Source organism: Thiobacter sp. AK1 (assembly GCF_039822265.1).
In the GTDB taxonomy this organism is placed as follows: Bacteria; Pseudomonadota; Gammaproteobacteria; order Burkholderiales; family Thiobacteraceae; genus Thiobacter; species Thiobacter aerophilum.
On record NZ_JBAJEX010000017.1, the window covers coordinates 1 to 20,869 of the forward strand.

21 protein-coding genes and 1 tRNA gene are annotated in these 20,869 nt (G+C 66.7%); 10 read left to right on the plus strand and 12 right to left on the minus strand.

The window, feature by feature from the left end; translation table 11 throughout:
- The first annotated feature begins 128 nt into the window (after positions 1-128).
- Both V6E02_RS12505 and V6E02_RS12510 read left to right on the plus strand, forming a co-directional pair.
- Complete coding sequence (locus V6E02_RS12505) at positions 129-1,268, plus strand: JmjC domain-containing protein (protein ID WP_347309138.1); 1,140 nt, start codon at positions 129-131, stop codon at positions 1,266-1,268.
- Entirely contained in the window at positions 1,261-1,752 is a 492-nt protein-coding gene (locus V6E02_RS12510) for a DUF7931 domain-containing protein (protein WP_347309139.1), read from the plus strand. The genes V6E02_RS12505 and V6E02_RS12510 overlap by 8 nt, the downstream gene beginning before the upstream one ends.
- Positions 1,753-2,323: 571 nt before the next feature.
- Here the strand turns inward: V6E02_RS12510 and V6E02_RS12515 are convergent.
- The 8 genes from V6E02_RS12515 to V6E02_RS12550 form a co-directional block, all read right to left on the minus strand.
- Positions 2,324-2,938, minus strand: a complete 615-nt coding sequence (locus V6E02_RS12515; protein WP_347309140.1) for a MarC family protein — start codon at positions 2,936-2,938, stop codon at positions 2,324-2,326.
- A gap of 11 nt (positions 2,939-2,949) precedes the next feature.
- Positions 2,950-3,315 carry a YidH family protein gene (locus V6E02_RS12520; protein WP_347309141.1) on the minus strand — a complete coding sequence of 122 codons (366 nt, stop codon included), beginning with the start codon at positions 3,313-3,315 and terminating at the stop codon, positions 2,950-2,952.
- A 9-nt stretch (positions 3,316-3,324) separates the two neighbouring features.
- Entirely contained in the window at positions 3,325-4,692 is a 1,368-nt protein-coding gene (locus V6E02_RS12525; RefSeq protein WP_347309142.1) for an efflux transporter outer membrane subunit, read from the minus strand.
- A complete protein-coding gene (locus V6E02_RS12530; RefSeq protein ID WP_347309143.1) occupies positions 4,685-7,786 on the minus strand; it encodes an efflux RND transporter permease subunit in 3,102 nt (1,033 codons plus the stop codon). The genes V6E02_RS12525 and V6E02_RS12530 overlap by 8 nt, the downstream gene beginning before the upstream one ends.
- A gap of 1 nt (position 7,787) precedes the next feature.
- Positions 7,788-8,906 (minus strand): efflux RND transporter periplasmic adaptor subunit, encoded by a 1,119-nt coding sequence (locus V6E02_RS12535; protein ID WP_347309144.1) that lies wholly within the window; start codon positions 8,904-8,906, stop codon positions 7,788-7,790.
- Between the two features lie 21 nt (positions 8,907-8,927).
- Complete coding sequence (locus tag V6E02_RS12540) at positions 8,928-9,554, minus strand: TetR/AcrR family transcriptional regulator (RefSeq protein ID WP_347309145.1); 627 nt, start codon at positions 9,552-9,554, stop codon at positions 8,928-8,930.
- 83 nt (positions 9,555-9,637) lie between these two features.
- Entirely contained in the window at positions 9,638-10,243 is a 606-nt protein-coding gene (locus V6E02_RS12545; RefSeq protein WP_347309146.1) for a HupE/UreJ family protein, read from the minus strand.
- A gap of 8 nt (positions 10,244-10,251) precedes the next feature.
- Positions 10,252-10,578 (minus strand): c-type cytochrome, encoded by a 327-nt coding sequence (locus tag V6E02_RS12550; RefSeq protein WP_347309147.1) that lies wholly within the window; start codon positions 10,576-10,578, stop codon positions 10,252-10,254.
- Between the two features lie 11 nt (positions 10,579-10,589).
- Here V6E02_RS12550 and V6E02_RS12555 point away from each other — a divergent pair, with 11 nt between their 5' ends.
- From V6E02_RS12555 to hypD, 4 genes are read left to right on the plus strand one after another with little or no spacing between them, the layout of a single operon-like run.
- The gene (locus tag V6E02_RS12555; protein WP_347309148.1) at positions 10,590-10,859 is read left to right on the plus strand and encodes a HypC/HybG/HupF family hydrogenase formation chaperone; all 270 of its coding nucleotides are present in this window, start codon (positions 10,590-10,592) and stop codon (positions 10,857-10,859) included.
- The gene (locus tag V6E02_RS12560) at positions 10,852-11,196 is read left to right on the plus strand and encodes a hydrogenase maturation nickel metallochaperone HypA/HybF (RefSeq protein WP_347309149.1); all 345 of its coding nucleotides are present in this window, start codon (positions 10,852-10,854) and stop codon (positions 11,194-11,196) included. Before V6E02_RS12555 ends, V6E02_RS12560 begins: the two co-directional genes overlap by 8 nt.
- 11 nt (positions 11,197-11,207) lie before the next feature.
- Positions 11,208-12,011, plus strand: coding sequence for a hydrogenase nickel incorporation protein HypB (hypB, locus tag V6E02_RS12565; RefSeq protein WP_347309150.1), 804 nt, complete (start codon positions 11,208-11,210; stop codon positions 12,009-12,011).
- A complete protein-coding gene (gene hypD, locus V6E02_RS12570; protein ID WP_347309151.1) occupies positions 12,008-13,105 on the plus strand; it encodes a hydrogenase formation protein HypD in 1,098 nt (365 codons plus the stop codon). The genes hypB and hypD overlap by 4 nt, the downstream gene beginning before the upstream one ends.
- A gap of 145 nt (positions 13,106-13,250) precedes the next feature.
- Here hypD and greB read toward each other — a convergent pair whose 3' ends face one another.
- Positions 13,251-13,808, minus strand: coding sequence for a transcription elongation factor GreB (gene greB, locus V6E02_RS12575; protein WP_347309152.1), 558 nt, complete (start codon positions 13,806-13,808; stop codon positions 13,251-13,253).
- A 184-nt stretch (positions 13,809-13,992) separates the two neighbouring features.
- Between greB and hypF the strand changes: the two genes are divergently transcribed.
- Together hypF and hypE are read left to right on the plus strand one after the other, a co-directional pair.
- A complete protein-coding gene (hypF, locus tag V6E02_RS12580; RefSeq protein ID WP_347309153.1) occupies positions 13,993-16,260 on the plus strand; it encodes a carbamoyltransferase HypF in 2,268 nt (755 codons plus the stop codon).
- Positions 16,253-17,257 carry a hydrogenase expression/formation protein HypE gene (hypE, locus tag V6E02_RS12585; protein ID WP_347309154.1) on the plus strand — a complete coding sequence of 335 codons (1,005 nt, stop codon included), beginning with the start codon at positions 16,253-16,255 and terminating at the stop codon, positions 17,255-17,257. Before hypF ends, hypE begins: the two co-directional genes overlap by 8 nt.
- Positions 17,258-17,259: 2 nt before the next feature.
- Here the strand turns inward: hypE and V6E02_RS12590 are convergent, their stop codons facing one another.
- Together V6E02_RS12590 and V6E02_RS12595 are read right to left on the minus strand one after the other, a co-directional pair.
- Positions 17,260-17,685 carry a hypothetical protein gene (locus V6E02_RS12590; protein ID WP_347309155.1) on the minus strand — a complete coding sequence of 142 codons (426 nt, stop codon included), beginning with the start codon at positions 17,683-17,685 and terminating at the stop codon, positions 17,260-17,262.
- 7 nt (positions 17,686-17,692) lie between these two features.
- On the minus strand, positions 17,693-18,580 hold the full coding sequence (locus V6E02_RS12595) for a fructosamine kinase family protein (RefSeq protein ID WP_347309156.1): 888 nt from the start codon (positions 18,578-18,580) through the stop codon (positions 17,693-17,695).
- Positions 18,581-18,648: 68 nt separating this feature from the next.
- On the opposite strand from V6E02_RS12595, the gene V6E02_RS12600 reads away from it, so the two are divergent.
- Complete coding sequence (locus tag V6E02_RS12600) at positions 18,649-19,569, plus strand: MBL fold metallo-hydrolase (protein WP_347309157.1); 921 nt, start codon at positions 18,649-18,651, stop codon at positions 19,567-19,569.
- A 6-nt stretch (positions 19,570-19,575) separates the two neighbouring features.
- Here the strand turns inward: V6E02_RS12600 and V6E02_RS12605 are convergent, their stop codons facing one another.
- Positions 19,576-20,436, minus strand: a complete 861-nt coding sequence (locus V6E02_RS12605; protein WP_347309158.1) for a diiron oxygenase — start codon at positions 20,434-20,436, stop codon at positions 19,576-19,578.
- A 279-nt stretch (positions 20,437-20,715) separates the two neighbouring features.
- Here V6E02_RS12605 and V6E02_RS12610 point away from each other — a divergent pair.
- Positions 20,716-20,806: transfer RNA gene (locus V6E02_RS12610), tRNA-Ser, on the plus strand.
- Positions 20,807-20,869: the final 63 nt, after the last annotated feature.

Below are 20,869 nucleotides of genomic sequence, written 5' to 3' on the forward strand. Positions count from 1 at the left end.
TGTGGGACACCTTCCCACAGGGGAAAAGCGGACAGTTTACGTGCTTTAAGACCGGACAGTTCTATTTGTTGACAACAGAAAACCTATGTGCAGGTGTGGAGGACAAAGGCGCACCGTATAATCCCCCCATGATCGATCGACTGCTCGGTTTTCTCACTCCCCGACAGTTCTTGGCGCGCTATTGGCAGAAGGCGCCTCTGTTCGTGCCCCAGGCCCTGCCCGAATTTCGCGATGTCCTCACCCCTGCGGAGCTCAAGGCGTTGGCAGCGCGCGAGGACGTGCAGGCACGCCTGGTCGTGGAGCGCGATGGTGTCTGGAGCGTGCGCCACGGCCCCTTGTCTGCCGGCGATTTCCGTGGCCTCAAAGGGGCGCGCTGGTCCTTGCTGGTGCAGGGCGTCGACCAGGTGCTACCCGAAGGCAAGGCGCTGTTACAAGCCTTTTCTTTCATTCCCTATGCGCGGCTGGACGATCTCATGGTGAGCTTTGCGCCTGCCGGCGGCGGTGTAGGGCCCCATTTCGATTCCTACGATGTGTTTTTGTTGCAAGGCCTCGGGCATAAGCGCTGGCAAATCAGCGGCCAGCGTGACCGCCGGCTTGTGCAGGGCGCACCGCTGCGTATTCTCGAGCGCTTTCGTGCGGAGCAGGAATGGACAGCGGGCAGCGGCGATCTTCTCTATCTGCCTCCCAAATATGCCCATTACGGTGTGGCGTTGGACGACTGTCTCACCTATTCCATCGGCTTTCGCGCACCTTCTGCCCAGGAGCTGGTGACCCAGTTCCTCGCCTATCTGGAGGAAAACCTGCAGGTCACTGGCATGTACGAGGATCCGGATCTGCGGCTCAAGCGTCATCCTGCAGAGATTGATGGAGCCATGCTGGACAAGGTGGCGCATCTACTCGAGGCCATCCGCTGGAACCGGGCGCAGGTGGCGGACTTTCTCGGGCGCTACTTGACCGAGCCGAAACCCCACCTATTTTTCGAGCCACCCTCGCGCCCGTTGGGATTTGGTGCCTTCGTGCGGGTGGCGCGGACCCGGGGTGTGCGACTGTCCCTGAAGAGCCTGATGCTGTTCCATGGTCCCAGCGTGTTCATCAACGGCGAGGCCCTGCGGGTGGCTTCGGGCCTGCGCGGCTGGCTGACGCGGCTCGCGGATGGGCGGGAACTCGCCGGCCTCAATGCCGCGCCCCGGGAGCTATTCGAGATCCTGTACGAGTGGTACCGGGCCGGCTGGCTAGAACTCCCCGCCGCGCGGAGATCCCATGGCTGAGGAGACACCGAGCGCGGGCACATTCGACGTTCCCTCCGGCTATCGATGCGCGATCGACCACCTGATTCTGGCGGCGCGCCGAGAGATCTGCATCTTCGATCGCAACCTGGAAGGGGCGGGCTTCGACGATCCTGTCCGCAGCGAGGCCCTGCGCCGCTTGCTACTGATGGGGCGTGACAACCGCTTGCGCATTGTGTTGCACGATACGGCACGACTGCCACGGCGCGAGCCGCGCCTGATGAATCTCCTGCGCCAGTTCAGCCATGCCGTGAGCATCCATGAGACGGAGCGTGAGGCGCGCGCCCTTTACGATGGCATCATGGTGGCCGACGGGGCGCATTACGTGCACCGTTTCCATTTCGACCATGCTCGGGGCAGATGGGGACTCGAGCAGCCGGAGCATGCCCAGGAACTTAAGCGTCGCTTCGAGGAGATCTGGCAGGCATCCCGGCCGGCGCTCGCTGCCACCACCCTCGGGCTATGATAGGGTGCCTGTTGCTTTTGCCACTTACATTTTTGCTGCGGGTTGCTATAATTCGCCGCGTCGGTCCACTTTTGCGTGGTAGCAAGACCGATCAGGTTCAACTTGTTTTAACTTTAGCTAAAGGGAAACATAATGAAATACTCCGTCCTGCTCGCTGCTCTGCTGGCCGTGTCGCTTTCTGCCTGCGGCAAGAAAGAAGAGGCCGCTGCGCCCGCCGCCGAAGCACCCGCGCCTGCGGCTGCTCCGGCTCCGGCTCCGGCTCCCGCTGCTCCGGCGCCTGAGGCTGCTGCCCCTGCCGCTCCGGCTGCGCCTGCAGAAGGTACCGCTGCGCCTGCCGCTCCTGCCGGTGGCGCCGCCGCGCCGGCTGCTCCCGCGGAAGAGAAGAAGTAATCTCCTCACAAGGGAAGCAAAAAAGCCGGGCCTTGCCCGGCTTTTTTGTCTCATTTGAAAATCGAGTGGGTAATGGCGTTCCCGAGACGGCGGGTCAAGGGCCGCCGCAGCCTCGACGATGTGCTGGGCGCGGTGCAAAGCGCCTTTCGTTTCGGCTGGGGCGCCTGCCCCCGCGTGGCTTCTACGTCATCCAGCCCGGAAATAGCCGCGCCAGTCCCCGCGCGATCATTTCCACCGATAGCGCGGCGATGATGAGGCCCATCAGGCGGGTGACGATGTGGATGCCGGTGCGGCCGAGGCGGTGGGCGATGAGCGGCGCAGCCCGGAAGGCGACCCAGACGGACAGGCTCACCAGCGTGATGGGGACAAGCAGCGCCACGGGGTGGGGCGCCTCCCCTGAGGCGACGATGACTTGGGTGATGGCACCGGGGCCCGCGAGCAGAGGCACGCCCAGGGGCACGGCGCCGATGGCTTCTTTCTCTTCGGCCTCGGTGGCCTCTTCCGGTGTCTGGCGCAGGGGGCTCACGTGGGCCTGAAGCATGGACAGCGATAGCATCAGCAGCAGCAGACCCCCCGCCACGGCGAAGGACTCGATCCTGATGTCGAAGAAACGAAGGGCGTATTCCCCCAACAGGGCAGCGGCCGCCAGCACCGCCCACACCGTGAGCGCCGCAATCCTCCCCGCCCGATGCGCCTCATGGGTGGAGAGCATGCGGGTGGCGGCCAGGAAGAACGGGATGGTGCCCACTGGATCCACCACGGCGAACAGCGTTACCGTGGCTTTCGCCAGCGCCATCCCGTCCATGGTCAGAACTCGGAGAACAGGTACACGAGCAGCGCCCCACCCAGCGCCACCACCGTGAGGTTGGCGGCGATGCCGCCCCAGGTGGCATAGCGTTCGGGGATTTCCACGGGTCTGAGGGTGCGGAGCACACGCCGGTACTGGATGACCGAATAGACCTCGACGGCCAGGCCAAGCAGGATGAAGGCCACGCCGATCCAGAAGGAAAAATCCCGCCCCAGTCCCCGTGGCTTGACATGCAGCATGTGCAGGAACAGGCCGAAGCGTTCCATCACGAAGCCGAAGGCCAAGAGGGTGAGGCCCGTGCGGTTCCAGGCCATCAGCGTGCGTTCGGCGGCGAAGAAGACGCGGGGGTCGTTGAGATCGGACATGACGTGATTCTACTCCGCGCCGCCACCGAGGGCCTTGTACAGTGTCACGCGCGCCGTGGCGAGTTGGCGCCGGCTGGCGGCCAGCGTCTGCCGGGCGGCGAACACGCTGCGCTGCGCATCCAGTACTTCCAGATCGCTCGCCACCCCGGCGTTTTCCCGCGCCCGCACGCGAGCCAGGCGGGCTTCCTGGGCACGCACCAGTTCCTCCTGCGCGGCGACCTGATGCCGTCCTTCATTCTCCGCGGCCAGGGCATCGGCCACTTCGCGGAAGGCCTGCTGCAGCGTTTTCTCGTAGTTGGCGAGGGCAGCGGCACGGCGCGCCTCGGCGGCCTCCGTGTTGGCTTGGTTGCGGCCGAAGTCGATGAGCGGCCCGCGCGCGCCAGTGGCCAGGTTCCAGGCCTGGGAGCCTGCCGCGAACAGGTCGCCGAGGGCGGCGCTGGCGGTGCCGAAAGCGGCGGTGAGGGTGATGCGGGGAAACATTGCCGCGCGCGCTGCTCCCACGTTGAAGTTGGCGGCCAAAAGCTGCTGTTCGGCGGCGCGCACGTCGGGGCGCCGGGTCAATACCTCGGCAGGCAGGCCGGCGGCAAGGGGTTCGGGCAGTGACACCTCTTCCGGTGCCGCGACCGTCACCGCCATGCCTGTCAATAGCTGCAGGGCGTTGATGGCCTGGGCCTTCTGCCGGGCGAGGTCGGCTGCGTCGCTGCGCGCCGTGGCCACCAGGCTCTCCGCCGCTGCCACGTCCAGTTCCGAGGCCAGGCCCGCCTGCTGCCGGCGGCGGGTGAGCTCAAGGGAACGCAGGCGGCTATCCAGGCTTTGCTGGGCTAGGCGCAGGCGCGTATCCAGCTCATTGAGCAGGTACCAGGTGGCGGCCACCTCGCCGATCAGACTGACGCGAAAGCTGCGCGCTGCCTCCTCGCTGGCGAGATACTGCGCCCGCGCCGCGTCCGAGAGGGCGTTGAGGCGACCCCAGAAATCCAGCTCGAAGCTGGTCACGCCCAGGTTGACGTCGAAGCGGCTGGCCGTGCGTTCCCGGTTCATGCCGGTGACGTCGGCGGGCGTGCGGCTGCGGCTGGCCGAGGCGTTGCCCTCGATCGGCGGCAGCCGCTCGGCGCGCGCCATGGCGGCGTTGGCGCGCGCTTCCGCCACGCGCGCGTAGGCCGCCGCCAGATCGCGGTTGTGGGCGAGCGCCGCCTCGATCAAAGCCGTGAGGCGGGCGTCGGGGTAGTAGGTGCGCCAGTCGGCGGGCGCCGGTGTGACTGCCTCGCTTACCGGAAAGCTTGGCGGCGTGGGCAGGGGCGGTCGTTGGTAAGGCGGCACGAAGGAACAGCCGGCCACCAGCATGGCCATGGCCGCCACGAAGACACGGCGCTCACACATGGTCGTCTCCCGGACGCGCTCGGGGCGGGAATAGGCTACGCACCACCAGGAAGAAGACGGGAACGAGGAAGATGGCGAGCAAGGTGGCGGCGATCATGCCACCGATGACGCCGGTGCCCACGGCATGGCGGCTGGCCGCGCCGGCACCGGTGGAGATGGCGAGCGGCATCACGCCCAGGATGAAGGCGAAGCTGGTCATGAGAATGGGCCGCAGACGCAGCCGACACGCTTCCAGAATCGCGCTGGTGAGTTCCATGCCCTCCTCCTGCAGCTTGCGCGCGAACTCGATGATGAGGATGGCGTTCTTCGCCGACAGGCCGATGATGGCGATCAGCCCCACCTTGAAGAACACGTCGTTGGGCAGGCCCCGCAGGTAGACTGCCAGCACCGCGCCGAGCACGCCCAGCGGCACCACCAGGATCACCGCCAGCGGGATCACCCAGCTTTCGTAGAGGGCGGCCAGGGCCAGGAACACCACTAGCACCGACAGCGCGAACAGGACGGGGGCCTGGGCGCCCGCCAGGCGTTCCTCGAAGGACGTGCCGGACCATTCGAAACCGAAGCCCGGCGGCAGCTTGGCGGCGATCTCTTCCATCGCCTGCATGGCCTCGCCGGTGGAGTGGCCGGGCGCAGGCGTGCCGGCGATCTTCATGGACGGGTTGCCATTGTAGCGGTCCAGCTTGGGCAGGCCGGTGATCCAGGTGGGGCGCGCGATTTCCCCCAGCAGCACGATGCCGCCGGCGCGGTTGCGCACCGGCAGGCGCAGCAGATCCTCGGGTGTGGCGCGCAAGTTCGCATCGGCCTGCATCTGCACCCGCAGGATGCGCCCCTGCCGCACAAAGTCGTTGACGTAGGCCACACCTATGGCGGACGTGAGGGTATCGTTGAGTTCGGCCAGGTCCACCTGCAGCGCCTGGGCCTTTTCGCGGTCGATGTCCAGATACACCTGCGGGCCCGGTTCCTGGCCCTCGGGCCGCACGCCCGCCAGGCGCGGATCGCGGCTGGCCATGCCCAGCACCTGGTTGCGCACCTCCAGGAGGGCTTCCCGTCCCTGGCCTGCGCGATCGAGCAGGCGGAAGTCGAAGCCGCCCACCGCGCCCAACTCGGGAATGGGTGGGGGATTGACGGCAAAGATCATCGCCTCCTTGATGCGCATGAAAGTCCTCATGGCGCGGCCGATCAGCGCGGGCGCCGAGTGTTCCGGCCCCTGACGCAGATCCCAGTCCTTGAGGCGGGTGAACAATAGGGCCGCATTCTGGCCGCGGCCGAAGAAGGAGAAGCCCACCACGCCGATGACGCGCTCCACCTCCGGCTGCTTCAGGTAGAACTGCTCCGCCTGGGAGAGCACCTCCACGGTGCGTGCCTGGGTCGCGCCGCCGGGCAGCTGCACCAGGGTGATGAAGTAGCCCTGGTCTTCTTCCGGCAGGAAGCTGCCGGGTAGCCTGGTGAACAGCCAGCCAGTGGCCACCACGATGGCGAGGTAGATCACGACCCAGCGCCCGCTGCGGGCGAGGATGCGCGCCACCCAGCCCTGATAGCCCTGGGTTACGCGCTTGAAGAAACGGTTGAAGGCGCGTCGTTCGTCCTTTTCCGCGTCGCCGGGTTTGAGCAGGGTGGCACACATGGCCGGGGTGAGGGACAAGGCCATCAGCACCGAGAAGGCCATGGTGAGGATCAAGGTGGCGGCGAACTGGCGGTAGATGGCGCCCACCGAGCCGCCGAAGAACAGCATGGGCATGAACACGGCGGAGAGCACCACGGAGATGCCGAGAATCGCGCCGAGGATCTGGTCCATGGCTTTGAGCGTGGCCTGGAAGGCCGGCAAGCGCTCCTCGCGCATGATGCGCTCCACGTTTTCCACCACGACGATGGCGTCGTCCACCAGGATGCCGATGGCCAGCACCATGGCGAACAGGGTGAGCACGTTGATGGAGAAACCGAAGGCATACAGGCCCGCGGTGGCGCCTGCCAGCGCCACCGGCACCACCACCGCCGGAATCAGGGTGGTGCGCCAGTGGCCGAGGAAGACATACATCACGATGAACACCAGGATCATCGCCTCGCCCAGCGTCTTCACCACTTCGAAGATGGAGATCTCGACGAAGCGCGAGGTGTCGTAGGGTACGGCCCAGTCCACGCCTGGCGGGAAGAAGCGGGCGAGCTCGGCCATGCGCGCCTTCACCGCGCGGGCCACGTCCAGGGCGTTGGCCCCGGGCGCCACGCGGATCGCGATGGCGGCGATGGGCTGGCCGTTCATGCGCGCGTAGCGCTCGTAGCTTTCCGCGCCCAGCTCCACCCGCGCCACGTCCTTCACCCGCACGGTGGAGCCATCGGGCAGGGCACGCACCACGACGTTGCCGAATTCCTCCGGCGTGCTGAGCCGGCCCCGCGTCACGATCACCGCATTCACCTGGGCGCCGGGGCTGGCCGGGGCCTGGTTGAGCTCGCCGGTGGCGAGCTGCACGTTCTGCGCCAGCAAGGCCCGCTTCACGTCACCCGGCGTGAGGCCGTAGTTCACCAATTGCTCCGGCTTGAGCCAGATGCGCATGGAGTATTCGGCGCCGAACAGGATGGCCTCGCCCACGCCGGGCACGCGGCGGAGGGGATCGAGCACGTTGGCTGCGGCGAAGCTGCCCAGATCCACGAAGTTGCGCTTGCCATCCTTGGAATGGATGGCGACGAACATCAGGTAATTGCGCTGGGGCTTGGTCACCGGCACGCCCAGGCGTCGCACGTCATCCGGCAGCCGCGCCTCCACCCGCTTGTAGCGGTTTTGCGCCTCCACCGAGGCGAGGTCGATATTGGTGCCGGGTTCGAAGGTGAGGGTGAGCGTGCCCGCGCCCAGTTCGGCACTGCCTTCCATGTAGAGCAGGTGCTCGATGCCGTTCATCTCCTGCTCGATGAGCTTGATCACCGTGTCTTCCACCACCTGGGCGGAAGCACCCGGGTAGGTGACGTTGAAGGCGATCTGGGGTGGCGCCACTTGCGGGTATTGCGCCACCGGCAGGTTTTTCAGGGCGATGGCGCCCAAAAGCAAGATGAGGATGGCGATGACCCAGGCGAAGATGGGTCGGTGGATGAAGAAGCGCGCCATGTCAGTTCGCCCTGACGACGGGCTTGACCACCATGCCCGGACGCGCCTTTTGCACGCCGGCGACGATCAGGGTCTCGCCGCCGCTGAGCCCCTCTTCGATCACGAAACGGTCGCCGGCCATGGGGCCCAGCTTCACCGGACGCGGCATCGCTTTGTTCTCCGGTCCCACCAGGAGTACGAACTGGCCCTGCGGGCCGGAGAGTACCGCCTTCTGCGGCACGGCGATCACCTGGGAGGCCACCGCCTGAGGCAGCCGCACGCGTACGAAGGTGCCGGGCAAAAGCAGCCGCTCAGGATTGGGAAACTCCGCCTTGAGGGTGATGGAGCCGGTCGTGGGGTCCACGCTGAGATCGCTCATCAGCAGCCGCCCCTTGTGGGGATAGGCACGGCCGTCTTCCAGGATGAGCTCCACGCTGTGCGTCTTTGCGGCTTGCAGCCGGCCGTTGGCCAGCGCCTGCTTGAGGCGCAGCACTTGCGCATTGGGCTGGGTAAAGAGCACCTGCACCGGATCGAGCTGGTCGATCACCGCCAAAAGCGTGGCCTCGTTTTTGCCCACCAGCGCGCCTTCCGTCACCAGCGCCCGGCCGATGTGACCGGAAATCGGGGCCGGCACGGTGGTGTTTTCCAGATCGAGGCGGGCGCGGGCGAGCTGGGCTTGCGCCTGCTTCACCGCCGCGCGCGCGGCATCCACTTCCTGCTGGGTCACCGCCTTGTCCGGTAGCAGCGACTCCAGCCGCGTCAGATTGAGTTTTTTCACTTCCACGTCCGCCTCGGCGGCCTGGGCCGCGGTGCGATAGGTGCGGTCATCCAACTGGAACAGGGCCTGGCCGGCCTTGACCTCGCTGCCCTCGGCGAACAGTCGCTTTTCCACGATACCTTCCACCCGCGCCCGCACCTGGGCCGTGCGCACGGCGGCCACCCGCCCCGGCAGCTCCGGCGTGAGGGTGACATCGGCGCGGCCCACCTGGATCACCTCCACCTCGGGTGGCGGCATGGCGCCGCCGGGACCGCCGCCGGGACCGCCGCCGGGACCGCCGCCGGGACCGTGTGGCGCACCCTTGCCGCTGGGACCACAGGCGGCGAGGAGGAGAGAGAACATGAGCGGGACAAAACGTTTCATGGTCGTCCTTTGCGAAAGGGGTCACCGACGCCGGTGCGCCATGCGCGACCGGCCGGGTGGCGCGAACAGGCGCAGGAAGGCATCCACCACCCGCGCGGCCTTGGCTTCGTCTTCAGGCTCAGCCGACAGGCCGAACAGGCGCTTCAAGCGGTCGTAGTCGGAGAGCATGGCGGTGAGTAGTTCCGCCGCGAAGGCGGGGTCGTCGCGGCGCAGACGTCCCGCTGCCATCGCCCGGGCGAGATAGCGGGCCAGTCCTTGGCGCGTGTGCTGGGGACCTTCCTCGAAAAACTGCCGGGCCAGCTCCGGAAAACGCGGCGCCTCCGCCACCATGGTGCGGAAGATGGCGATACCTTCGGCACTCAACACACGGGCGCGATAGGCTTGGGCAAAGTCGAGCAGCGTCGTGCGCAAATCGCCCTCGCCCTCCAGGGTCACCAGGATGGACTGCACCGCATGGCGCATCACCGCGGCGAACAGGGCTTCCTTGCTGGCGAAGTGGTTGTAGAGGGTCTGGCGGGCCACCTGCGCACGCGCCGCGATGCGCTCGATGCTCACCTGGTAGCCTTCCTCGCGGAAGGCGGCGCAGGCGGCTTCCAGCACCCGCTGGCGGGTGTCGGCGGCATCGGGGGCGGCATGGGCGGCGGCCATAGACTGAGCAGTCTACTGATGCCTTAAGGCCATCGCAACCCTGGCGCAAAGAAGGACTTGCCGCGTAAACCGTGCCGCCCCGATCAGAGCGGGGAAATGAGCCCCACGCCGCTGGCGGCGATGAGGCCGCCTGTGAGGCGCGATGCCCAAGCGTGGCGCCGGGTGGCGTAGCCCAACGCCACACCGCTTACGTGCAGTCCGGCGGTGGCGAGCAGGAAACCCATGGCGTAGTGCGCGGGCGAGGTCGCTTGGGGCCATTCCAGACCGTGGGCGTAGCCGTGCACCGCGCCGAAAGCGGCGGTCAAAAGCAGGTTTGCCGTGAGGGGCAGGCAGCGCGCCAGGGCAATCAGCAACCCGAGAGCCAGCACCGAGGCGGCGATGCCCGGCTCTACCCAGGCAGCGCCCCACGGGAGCGTGACGCCGTTCCAGCCCCAGGCCGCCCCGGCCAAGAGCGCGAGCATGAAGCTCGCCGGCAGCCACCAGATGGCCCCGCTGCGCTGGTGGGGCTGGGCGGCCCACAGGCCCACCGCAAACATGGCGAGCAAGTGGTCCCAGCCCGTTACGGGGTGGAGCAGACCCGCGACCAGGCCCGTGGCGGCGTGGTCGGTGTGGGCGAGCGCCGGACTCGCGGCGAGGAGGAGGCTGGTTGAGCCAAGTTTGTGCAAAGGGCGGCGGGGTGCCGTGGCCATGATCGGTCTCATCGCTTGGCGGCGATATGGGCGAGGAGATCCTCGCAATCCTGCTCACTCAGATGGACGAGCTGATGCGCCGGGATGGCGCGCGAGGCGAGCTTCTCGCGGATCTGTGAAAGCGGCGTCTTGAGCCGGGTGGGCTTCACGTGGCAGCTAGCACAGGTGCTGCGGAAGATCGCCTCGCCCCGCCCGGCATCGCCGGCCAAGGCTTGCGCCGACATCATGGCGAGGACGGAAAACAGCACGCCGACTCGATTCGCTGGCTGCATGGCGAGACGATAACCGGTGGACCGTCGGCTGGCAAGCACCTGCCCGAAGCGCGTGCAGGACATGGAATCCGGCTATGATTGACGGAGGATTTCCTTTGCAGGCGGGCAGCATGTGTCTTGGCATTCCCATGCAGGTGGTGGCCATCGATGGTTTCACGGCCCGTTGTCAGGCGGCGGGCGTGGAGCGGGAGGTGAGTCTGTTTCTGCTCCAGTCGCAGCCGGTGGCGGTGGGGGATTTCGTCATGGTGCACGTGGGCTATGCCATCCAGAAGGTGGGAGAGGCCGAAGCCCGCTCCGCCTGGGAACTCCTCGATGGTCTGCGCGCGCAGGACGGCGATGCATGAGCTGTCCGTCTGCCAGGCGCTGCTGGCGCAGGTTGCGGCCGTGGCGCGCGCCCATGACGCGCAAGGCGTGAGGGCGGTGCGGCTGCGGGTGGGGCCGCTATCGGGCGTGGAGGTATCCCTGCTGAAGCAGGCTTATCCTGTGGCCAGTGCCGGCACGCTGGCGGAGTCATCCGAGCTTTTGATCGAGTTGGCGCCCATCCGGGTGAAGTGTGAGACCTGCGGTGCGGAGAGCGAGGCGCAACCCAACCGGCTGCTGTGTGCCCGCTGCGGCGACGACCATACCCGGCTCATGAGCGGCGACGAGCTGATGCTCATGAGCGTGGAACTCGTGATCTAAGGAGGGACGGCATGTGTAACACCTGCGGCTGCAACATCACCCCGGGCAATCGCAAGCACGCCTACACGCCGGTGGCGGGCACCACGGCGGTGTCGGTGCTGCAAAACCTGTTGGCGAAGAACGACGATCAGGCCGCCCACAACCGGGCCCACTTCGATCAGCACGGCGTGCTCACCATCAATCTCATGTCGGCGCCGGGCTCGGGCAAGACCACGCTCTTGGAAGCCACCATCGAGACCTTGAAAGACGCATTCCGCATCGGCGTGATCGAAGGCGATCTCGCCACGGAGAATGATGCCGCGCGCATCCGCGCCAAGGGGGTGCCCGCGCACCAGATCACCACCGGCTCCGCCTGCCATCTGGACGCCCACATGGTGCATGAGGCCTTGCACCACTTTCCCTTGGAGGGCCTCGATTTCCTGTTCATCGAAAACGTGGGCAACCTGGTCTGTCCCGCGAGCTTCGATCTGGGCCAGCACCGCAACGTGACCCTGCTGTCTGTCACTGAAGGGGACGACAAACCTGCCAAGTATCCGGTGATGTTCCGCGCCGCCGACTGCGTGCTGCTCACCAAGTGTGATTTGCTGCCGTTGTTGGAGGACTTCGATCCGGCGCGCGCCGAAGGATATGTGCGCAATCTTGCCAACGACGCGCCGGTATTGAGGCTTTCCGCACGCAACGGGCAGGGGCTTAATGCCTGGTTCGACTGGTTGCGGCAGACGCGCGCCCAGCAGCAGGCGCGGCTGGCCGCAGGCGGGACGACGCGCCCGAAGGCGCGGCCGGAGGGCGCGCCTCTTAACGAAACGCCTGCATGAGCCTCACCGCCCAGGACTGGCTCGCCAAGATCCACGCCCTGCCGCTTACGCGGCCGGTGCGCATCCTGAACGTCTGTGGCGGCCACGAGCGCGCCATCACGCTCACCGGACTGCGCGCTGCCTTGCCGCGCACGATCGAACTCATTCCGGGACCAGGCTGCCCGGTGTGTGTCTGTCCCGAAGAGGATGTGTATCAGGCCATCCGGCTCGCCCTCGAAGAACGGGTGATCCTCGCCGCCTTCGGCGACATGCTGCGGGTGCCGGTCAACGTACCCAAGGGCGAGCCCCGTTGCCTCGATGCGGCGAAGGCGGCCGGCGCCGACGTGCGGCCCGTCGCCAGTCCCCGCGAGGTCGTGGCCCTCGCCCGTGCGCATCCTGAGCGACCCGTGGTGTTCTTCGCCGCCGGCTTCGAGACCACCACTGCGCCGGTAGCCGCCATGCTGCTGGAGGGGGTACCCGACAATCTTTACCTTCTGCTTTCGGCGCGGCGCACCTGGCCCGCGGTGGCGATGCTATTGGCTTCGGACGCGCCCGGCTTCGACGCCCTGATCGCGCCCGGCCACGTGGCCACGGTGATGGGGCCGGAGGAGTGGCGCTTCGTGGTGGAGCAATACCGCATGCCCACGGCGGTGGCGGGCTTCACGCCGGTGTCGCTGCTGGCGGCGTTTTATTCCGTGCTGCGCCAGTTGCTGGAAGCGCAGCCCTTCCTCGACAACTGCTATCCGGAGGTGGTGCGCCCCGGCGGCAATCCCACGGCGCAGGCGCAATTGACGGAGACGATGCACATCACCGAGGCCAACTGGCGTGGCATCGGCGTGCTTCCCGCCTCAGGCTTTAGGCTATGCGAGCGCTTCGCCGCCCACGATGCCCGCCTAACGTTTCCGGACCACGCGGCGCTGGGACGCCAGCGCGCCGGCCAGATGCCGCCGGGTTGCGATTGCGCCCGGGTCGTGCTGGGGCGGATTGCCCCCGATGCCTGCCGGCTCTACGGCACGGCCTGCACGCCCCGTCACCCCGTGGGGCCGTGCATGGTCTCCGACGAGGGCGCATGCCGCATCTGGTGGGCGGGCGGGGTGAGGGCGCGGGTGGCTTAAGCGCCGGTGCCATCGCTCAGGGCTGCGGGGCAGGGGCTTTCCTGGCGAGCTGGCGAAGTGTTTCCCGGATCAATGCGTCGATGAGGTCGATGTCCACCACGGGAATTCTTGACGCGACCTGGCCGTCCCACCAGACGGGTTTGCCTCAGTCCACCGCCTCGTAGCGCACTTCCAGGATCTCCAGCTCCTGCACGCCGCTGGGCGTGCGCACGGTGACGGTCTCGCCCTCTTCCTTGCCCAGGAGCGCCAGCGCCAGGGGCGAGCGCCAGGAGATGCGGCCACGGGCGGGATCGAGCTCGTCGATGCCGACGATGGTATAGGTGGCTTCCTGGCCCGTGGCATCCGCCACCACCACGGTGGCGCCGAAATAGATCTTGTCGTGGGGCTGCTGGGTGGGATCGACGATCTGGGCAAACCCCAGCCGCTTGGTGAGGAAGCGGATGCGCTTGTCGATTTCCCGCAGCCGCTTCTTGCCGTAGATGTAGTCGGCGTTTTCCGAGCGGTCGCCTAGCCCCGCCGCCCAGGACACCACTTTCACCACCTCCGGCCGCTCCACCGTCAGCAGATGCTTGAGTTCGGCTTCGAGGCGGGCATAGCCGGCGGGCGTGATGTAGTTCTTGGTGCCCTTGGGTAGCTCATGCGCTTCTTCCTCGAGATCCGCTTCGAGGTCCTCGTCCGGTTCCTTGGTGAATGCCTTGCTCATGCTTTTCACTCTCTCCGCGTCGGGTTGAATCTTAACCCAGATGACCCATTAGACCGGCGCGTGCCCAATAAACTATACAGCAGCCGACATTGATCACGCCTTACGAGGCGCGCCTGGAACCACCCCCATCCCGCGTCCTAATGGATAATGTGGGTTGAATACGCGCTCCGCTCACGTGGCCCCCATGACCGTCGCCATCTCGACCCCATCGGTGATCGCCGCCCGCCGCCTTTTCCTGGGCGGCCGGGTACAGGGTGTGGGCTTTCGCCCCTTCGTGTTCCGGCTCGCCACCCGTCTGGGTTTGGCCGGCACGGTGCAAAATCTCAACGGTCAGGTGTGCATCGAGGTGCAAGGCCCGCCCCAGGCGCTGGATGTCTTCACCGCGGCCCTGCTCACCGAGGCACCGCCCCTGGCGCAGCCCGAGCTCTTGGCGAGCGAGCCCACGGCACCGCGCGCTTTAGCGGGTTTTGCCATTCTCGCCAGCGGCGTGGCAGCACCGGACGTGCATCTGCCGCCGGATCAGTTTTGTTGCGATGACTGTCTGCGGGAACTCACAGACCCCAGCGACCGGCGCTATCGCTATCCTTTCATCAACTGCACCCAGTGCGGACCGCGCTACACCCTCATCGCGGGCCTGCCCTATGATCGCGCCCGCACGGCCATGGCGGCCTTTGCCTTGTGCCCCGCCTGTCACGCCGAATACGAAAATCCTCTAGACCGGCGTTTCCACGCCGAACCTCTGGCCTGTCCCTCCTGCGGCCCGCAGTTGCGTTTCGTGCAGGGCAGCCGCGTGGTCGCGGGCAACGAAGCGGCGCTGGCCGCGTGCGTGGCGCTGCTACGTGCGGGCGGCATCGTCGCCGTGAAAGGCGTAGGGGGCTACCACCTGCTGGTGGCGGCGCAGGACGAGGCTGCCGTGGGTCGGCTGCGGCAGCGCAAACGGCGTCCCACCAAGCCTTTCGCCGTCATGTTTCCCTGGCAGTCGGATCTCACGATCCTACGGCGGCATCTGCGTTTGTCGTCCGAAGAGGAGGCGGTGCTGCGCGCACCTGAGCGTCCGATCCTACTTTTGGCGCGGGCAGCGGATTGCGGGCTGGCAGACGCGGTGGCCCCGTGGCTCGGGCACGTCGGGGCGTTTTTGCCTTACAGTCCCTTGCATCATCTGCTGCTTGGGGATTACGGCGCGCCGGTGGTGGCCACTTCGGCCAATCTGAGTGGCGAGCCGGTGCTGACGGATGGAAAGGCCGTTGCCCAGCGCCTGGCCCGGGTGGCGGACGCCTTTCTTCACCATGACCGTCCCATTCTGCGGCCCGCGGACGACACCGTGCGTCGTTTCATCGCTGGCCGCGCGCGCCCGTTGCGCCTGGGACGGGGCATGGCCCCGGTGGAGCGCGTGTTGCCGACATCTGTGGTGACGCCTACGCTGGCTGTAGGTGGACATCTCAAGAACACCATCGCGCTGGCCTGGGATCGGCGCGTGGTGATCTCGCCACACATCGGCGACCTGGATGCGCCCCGCAGTCGCGACGTGTTCGGCCAAACGATCGAAGATCTGCAGCGTCTGTATGGCGTGCGGGCGACACGCGTGGTGTGCGATGCCCATCCGGATTACGGCAGCAGCCGTTGGGCGCGCGCAAGTGGGCTTAAGTGCGTGCCGGTATTGCACCACCATGCCCATGCTTCGGCTCTGGCTGGAGAATGGCCCGCGGTAGGGCACTGGCTCGTCTTCACCTGGGATGGCGTCGGCTTGGGCGAGGACGGCACCCTCTGGGGCGGGGAGGCGTTCTTGGGACGGCCCGGACACTGGCGCCGGGTGGCGAGTCTGAGGCCGTTTCGCCTGCCTGGTGGTGAGGCGGCGGCGCGCGAACCCTGGCGGGCAGCGGCGGCGCTGTGTTGGAGTCAGGGCCTCAACTGGTCGCCCCCGGGAGTCGATGTTGCGTTCTGTCGTGGGGCCTGGGCGCGGGGAATCAACGCACCGGAGACGTCTGCCGCAGGGCGCCTGTTCGACGCCGCAGCCGCGCTTTTGGGGTTGGTGCAGCACACAAGCTACGAAGGGGAGGGGCCGATGCGGCTGGAGGCCTTCGCCCAGGGCGAAGGCGCGCCGGTGGCCTTGCCGCTTAAGCGGGACGCAGCCGGAGTATGGCGGGCCGACTGGGCACCGTTGCTTGCGCATTTGCTCGACGCGCGTGTACCTCCGGCACGGCGGGCGGCCGATTTCCATGCCAGCCTCGCCCGCCTGATCGTGGAGCAGACGAGGACCATCGCGTGTGAGGCGGCTTTCGAAGCCGTGGGGCTTGCCGGCGGCGTGTTCCAGAACCGGCTGCTTGCCGAGCACGCTGCGGCACTCTTGGATGCAGCCGGCTGGCCTGTGCGGCTTTGCGAGGCGCTGCCCTGCAACGACGGGGGGCTTGCCTTCGGGCAAATCATCCATGTCGCGGCGAACGACCATGCGTGATGCCCACGTGCGCCTGGCCCATGGCAACGGCGGCCGGCTGATGCGCGAACTCATCGAAGACCTGTTCGCGCCCCACCTCGCCAACCCGCTGCTGGATGTCCGGAATGATGCCACCACCCTACCGCCCACATCAGGCGAACTCCTCGTCAGCACCGACGGCTTCACGGTGCAGCCCTTGGAGTTTCCAGGCGGCAACCTGGGCTCGCTGGCGGTGTACGGCACGGTAAACGACCTGGCGGTGTCCGGTGCGCGGCCCCTGTGGCTTACCCTCAACGCCTTCATCGAAGAAGGCTGTGAGTATGCGCTCTTGGAGCGCATCGTGGCTGCCTTGGGAGAGGCGGCGCGCGAGGCTGGGGTGGCGGTGGTGGCGGGTGATACCAAGGTGCTGCCGCGAGGTCAGGGCGGCGGCCTTTATCTCGCCACCACGGGCGTGGGCGCGCGTGCGGCGTCGCAACCCCTGGGGCTTGGACGCATCCGCCCCGGGGACGTGCTCCTGGTCAGTGGGCCGGTGGGGGATCACGGTACGGCGGTGCTATTGGCCCGGGAACAGTTCGGCCTGCGCGGCGAGCTTGCCTCGGATTGCGCCAGCGTGCTGCCCCTCGCCCAAGCCATCTGGGACATGCCGGGTCTGCGCTTCATGCGTGACCCCACGCGTGGCGGGCTGGCGACGGTGGCCCACGAAATCGCCCGCGCCACTGGGGCCACGGTGCGCCTGGAAGGGGCCAACGTGCCCGTGCGTGCGCCGGTGGCGGCCGTGTGCGAGATGTTGGGCTACGACCCCCTGTATCTCGCCTGCGAGGGTCGCGTGGTGGCCGTGGTGGATGCCGCCCAGGCACCGGCGGCGCTGGCCGCCTGGCGTGCTCTGACACAAGGGCGGGAGGCGGCCCTTGTCGGCCGCATCGAGCGCGGCGCGCCCTGGGTGGTGGTACAGACGCCTTTCGGCGGCGAACGCCTGCTGGAAGAACTGGAAGACGATCCGCTGCCGCGAATCTGCTGAACTCAGCCCGGCGCGGGCTGGCGCCGGTCCGGAATGCAGCGCCGGTTGAGCCAGCCGCGGATGCGCCGGTCCAGGTCGGCGCGCCGGTCGGGCCGGATCATGAGCCGCCGGTCCAGCAAGGCGGCGCCACGCTGGCGGCTGCGACGCTCGCCCGACTGGCGCCGGTCTTGGTCGCGCTGCCGACGTTCCCCCTGCCGCCGACGCACCTGCCCGGTGCGCAGGGCCACGTCCGCCTGTAACTTGCGGGCCAGGGCACACACGTCCTCTTCGCGGTAACGCACCGCGCCATTGTGCAGCACGAAGGGCAGGATGGGCTGGAAACGCCGGTCCGACTCAAGCCAGGCAGCGGCATCGCGCCCGGGCATGACCCGTTGCAATAGGCCCGCCGCCTGTTGCGGCGTGAGCAGCTGCGAAACCGAGTTCACCATGGCCAGCTTAGGCGCCACACTCGGCGAGCAGGCGTTCCATCATGCGTTCCGCCTGGGGACCGTAGCCGCCGCCGAAGAGATTGAAGTGGTTGAGCACGTGGTAGAGATTGTACAAGACCTTGCGCACGGCATAGCCAGGATCCAAGGCCCACGCGGCGCGGTAGGCTGCGTAGAAGTCGGCGGGAAAGCCGCCGAACAGCTCAGTCATGGCGAGATCCGCTTCGCGGTCGCCGTAATACACCGCGGGATCGAAGATCACGGGGTGGCCGCGTTCGTCTTCTCCCCAGTTGCCGCCCCATAGATCACCGTGGAGGAGAGAGGGCATCGGCCGATGGTCAGTGAAGAACGCGGGCAGATGATCCATCACCCGCTCACCCTTCTCGAGGGCGCGCGCGGGCAGGCCGTTTTCCTTTGCTAGCGCGAGCTGGTGGCCCAGGCGCTGCTCACGCCAAAAATCTACCCAGTCCGTCATCCAGGCGTTGGGTTGGGGGGTGGCACCAATGGTGTTGTCGCGATCCCAACCGAAAGCCGGCCGCGTATCCCGATGCTGGCGCGCCAAGGCTTCACCCAAAAGACGCGCAGCCCGTGCCGAGCCGCTGGACAGATCCAGGCATTCCAGCACGAGAAAGGCATGGCCTTCGGCTGTGCCACTCGTCACGGGCTTGGGCACCCGTACTGCGCCGGTGCGGGCAAGTTCAGCTAGTCCCGCCGCCTCGGCTTCGAACATGGGCAGGCGCTCGGCGTCGTGGATCTTCACGAAGAATCGCCGCCGACCGTCCTCGAGAACTTGGGTGCGATTGATGCAGCCGCCGCCAAGGGTACGCGCGGCGCGCGGCGCGAAGGGGGCGCCGGTTGCGGCTTCGACGGCTTGCGCGATGGCGTCGATCAGGCTCATAGGCAGCGTCACCGAACGTGTGATGGTAACATGAGTCGCACTTGTCCCCGTTGGAAAAGGAGAACGACATGCGCAAACTCATGCTTACTTTGGCCCTGCTGTTTGTCGTGCCCATGGCCTGGGCGGGGCTACCCGCACCCAAGGTGCACAAGGTCAACGATCGCATTTATGCCTTGATCGGACCCATGGAGTTCCCCAACCCAAAGAACCAGGGTTACATGGTGAACAGCACGGTGATCGTCGGTGAAAAAGGTGTGATCCTCATCGACACCGGCTTCACCGACGAAGTCGGCAAACATCTCGCGGCCACGATCGCCAAGCTCACGCCCAAGCCCGTAACCCACATCATCAACACACACCACCACGGCGACCACACCTTGGGCAACGTCGCCTTTCCAGGCGCGCGGATCATCAGCTCCGAGAAATGCCGCAGCGAGCTGGAAAAAACCGGCGCGGAATGGATCCAGATCGTGGAAAACGCCACCGGCAGGAAATTCTCCAACACGCGGCCAGTCCTCGCGCACGCCACCTACCAGGAAAACACGCGGGTGGACCTCACCATCGACGGCGTTCGCATGGTGCTGTGGACACCCTTCGGTTCACACACCGCGGGCGATATGCTCGTCTATCTGCCAGATGACAAAGTGCTGGTCGCCGGCGACGTGCTGGTGCACCGCATCATGCCCGCGTTTCGAGACGCCTACGTGAAAAACTGGGTGAACACCCTGGAAGAGGTGGGCAAGCTCGATTTCAAGACGGCCATCCCTGGCCATGGCCCCCTCATGACCAAGGCGGATGCACTGAAATTTCACCGCATGATGGCGCGCCTCTACGCCGGGGTGGAGGCGGGCTACAAAAAGGGCCTTACCGACAGCGAGATCCGCAACACCCTGGACCTCAGCGAGTGGAAGCGCCTCAAGCACTTCGAGGAATCCATGGGCGGCAACATCAACCGCACCTATCTGGAGGTCGAGGCTGCCAACTTCTGAGCAGCCTTACACTGGCGGCGGGATCGCCACGCCCTGGCGCGCGAGCCAATGCAGGGTCGGCGCAAGACACGCGCGCATCAGAGCACGGCGTGTTCCGTTGCGCCTTGCCAGCTCTTGCCAGTGCCGGCCCTCTCCCAGCCCCGCCAGCTCATAGAGAGTGGGCGCGGGTAAAAAAACCGCCCACACGAAAGTGCCAAGCAGGCGTGCCAAGGCATTGCCAAGCATTTGGCGGCGCAGCCTACCTGCCCGGGCGAGGGCTTCCTCCGCCAGCAACCGGCCCCGCGCCACGTGGCGGGCCTCGTCCATCATGTGCAGATTGATCACGCGCGCCACTACAGGATCGATGCCGTGTGCTTGGGCGCGAATGCGCCGGTTGAACTTGTCCGGCACTTCCTCGCCCACCACCACGGCGAGTCGGAACAGCGGCGAATTCACCGGCGCCAGTTTGCCCAGCACCGTGAGCCTGCGCGGGGGGCGAAAGGCCCCACCAGCCAGATTGAGTCCGCAGACCTCCATGAACTTGAGAAACAGCAGACTATGGCCGGCTTCCTCGCGCAGTTCATGCAAGCGCGCGGCGTAATCGAGAGGGTTGACCGCGTCATTAAGCCCCCGCGCCGTGCGCGCCAGGAACAGGCGTTCCAGCCACAGCCCCACCTGCAACCAGTGCAAGAACTCGTAATGGGACAAGCGCCTGCGCATGGGCTCCGGCAGATCTTCGAAAGCGGCTATCCCCGCCAGTGAGAGGCAGTCTGGCGGCAACCACCAGGTTTGCGCTGAGAGCCGTGGCCAGTCCACGGCTGCGAGGGGATCGCGATAGGTCTCGCTTACGGCATTGAGCTGCTGGAGAACGGCGTTGCGATCGGTCATGACGCCCGGGTGAGAAAGCGGGATGGGATTCTAGCATGGCCCCCTTCGCTTGCTGCGCCAAGGCGCCTTCCGGTATCATCGCGAATTTTCGCGGAAGCGGGCTGCCCGTAGCGGCTTGTTGCGGCGGAGGCTAACCCCGGCGCAACCGAGCTTAAGCGAGGCGGCGCAAGCGCACACCGCGGAACGCCGCCGATGCGCCACCGCAGCAGTTTTCAGCGGCCTGTGAAGAGCGCAAGCCCGGCCGGAGCCAAAGCGTGGTCGCTGGTGGTGAAAATTTTTGGAGAGGTGGGTGAGTGGTCTAAGCCGCACGCCTGGAAAGCGTGTTCAGGGTAATCCCCTGACGCGGGTTCGAATCCCGCCCTCTCCGCCATGACAAATTGTAACGTATTGAACAGATTGATATTTTTCTTGCCAAGCAAACTTTGTCTTCCCT

What these genes read in the sequence shown, in the direction of transcription:
- V6E02_RS12505 (WP_347309138.1), top strand. Translation starts at nt 129, where the DNA reads ATGATCGATCGACTGCTCGGTTTTCTCACTCCCCGACAGTTCTTGGCG.
- V6E02_RS12510 (WP_347309139.1), top strand. Translation starts at nt 1,261, where the DNA reads ATGGCTGAGGAGACACCGAGCGCGGGCACATTCGACGTTCCCTCCGGC.
- V6E02_RS12515 (WP_347309140.1), bottom strand. Translation starts at nt 2,938, where the DNA reads ATGGCGCTGGCGAAAGCCACGGTAACGCTGTTCGCCGTGGTGGATCCA.
- V6E02_RS12520 (WP_347309141.1), bottom strand. Translation starts at nt 3,315, where the DNA reads ATGTCCGATCTCAACGACCCCCGCGTCTTCTTCGCCGCCGAACGCACG.
- V6E02_RS12525 (WP_347309142.1), bottom strand. Translation starts at nt 4,692, where the DNA reads ATGTGTGAGCGCCGTGTCTTCGTGGCGGCCATGGCCATGCTGGTGGCC.
- V6E02_RS12530 (WP_347309143.1), bottom strand. Translation starts at nt 7,786, where the DNA reads ATGGCGCGCTTCTTCATCCACCGACCCATCTTCGCCTGGGTCATCGCC.
- V6E02_RS12535 (WP_347309144.1), bottom strand. Translation starts at nt 8,906, where the DNA reads ATGAAACGTTTTGTCCCGCTCATGTTCTCTCTCCTCCTCGCCGCCTGT.
- V6E02_RS12540 (WP_347309145.1), bottom strand. Translation starts at nt 9,554, where the DNA reads ATGGCCGCCGCCCATGCCGCCCCCGATGCCGCCGACACCCGCCAGCGG.
- V6E02_RS12545 (WP_347309146.1), bottom strand. Translation starts at nt 10,243, where the DNA reads ATGGCCACGGCACCCCGCCGCCCTTTGCACAAACTTGGCTCAACCAGC.
- V6E02_RS12550 (WP_347309147.1), bottom strand. Translation starts at nt 10,578, where the DNA reads ATGTCCTGCACGCGCTTCGGGCAGGTGCTTGCCAGCCGACGGTCCACC.
- V6E02_RS12555 (WP_347309148.1), top strand. Translation starts at nt 10,590, where the DNA reads ATGATTGACGGAGGATTTCCTTTGCAGGCGGGCAGCATGTGTCTTGGC.
- V6E02_RS12560 (WP_347309149.1), top strand. Translation starts at nt 10,852, where the DNA reads ATGCATGAGCTGTCCGTCTGCCAGGCGCTGCTGGCGCAGGTTGCGGCC.
- hypB (WP_347309150.1), top strand. Translation starts at nt 11,208, where the DNA reads ATGTGTAACACCTGCGGCTGCAACATCACCCCGGGCAATCGCAAGCAC.
- hypD (WP_347309151.1), top strand. Translation starts at nt 12,008, where the DNA reads ATGAGCCTCACCGCCCAGGACTGGCTCGCCAAGATCCACGCCCTGCCG.
- greB (WP_347309152.1), bottom strand. Translation starts at nt 13,808, where the DNA reads ATGAGCAAGGCATTCACCAAGGAACCGGACGAGGACCTCGAAGCGGAT.
- hypF (WP_347309153.1), top strand. Translation starts at nt 13,993, where the DNA reads ATGACCGTCGCCATCTCGACCCCATCGGTGATCGCCGCCCGCCGCCTT.
- hypE (WP_347309154.1), top strand. Translation starts at nt 16,253, where the DNA reads ATGCGTGATGCCCACGTGCGCCTGGCCCATGGCAACGGCGGCCGGCTG.
- V6E02_RS12590 (WP_347309155.1), bottom strand. Translation starts at nt 17,685, where the DNA reads ATGGTGAACTCGGTTTCGCAGCTGCTCACGCCGCAACAGGCGGCGGGC.
- V6E02_RS12595 (WP_347309156.1), bottom strand. Translation starts at nt 18,580, where the DNA reads ATGAGCCTGATCGACGCCATCGCGCAAGCCGTCGAAGCCGCAACCGGC.
- V6E02_RS12600 (WP_347309157.1), top strand. Translation starts at nt 18,649, where the DNA reads ATGCGCAAACTCATGCTTACTTTGGCCCTGCTGTTTGTCGTGCCCATG.
- V6E02_RS12605 (WP_347309158.1), bottom strand. Translation starts at nt 20,436, where the DNA reads ATGACCGATCGCAACGCCGTTCTCCAGCAGCTCAATGCCGTAAGCGAG.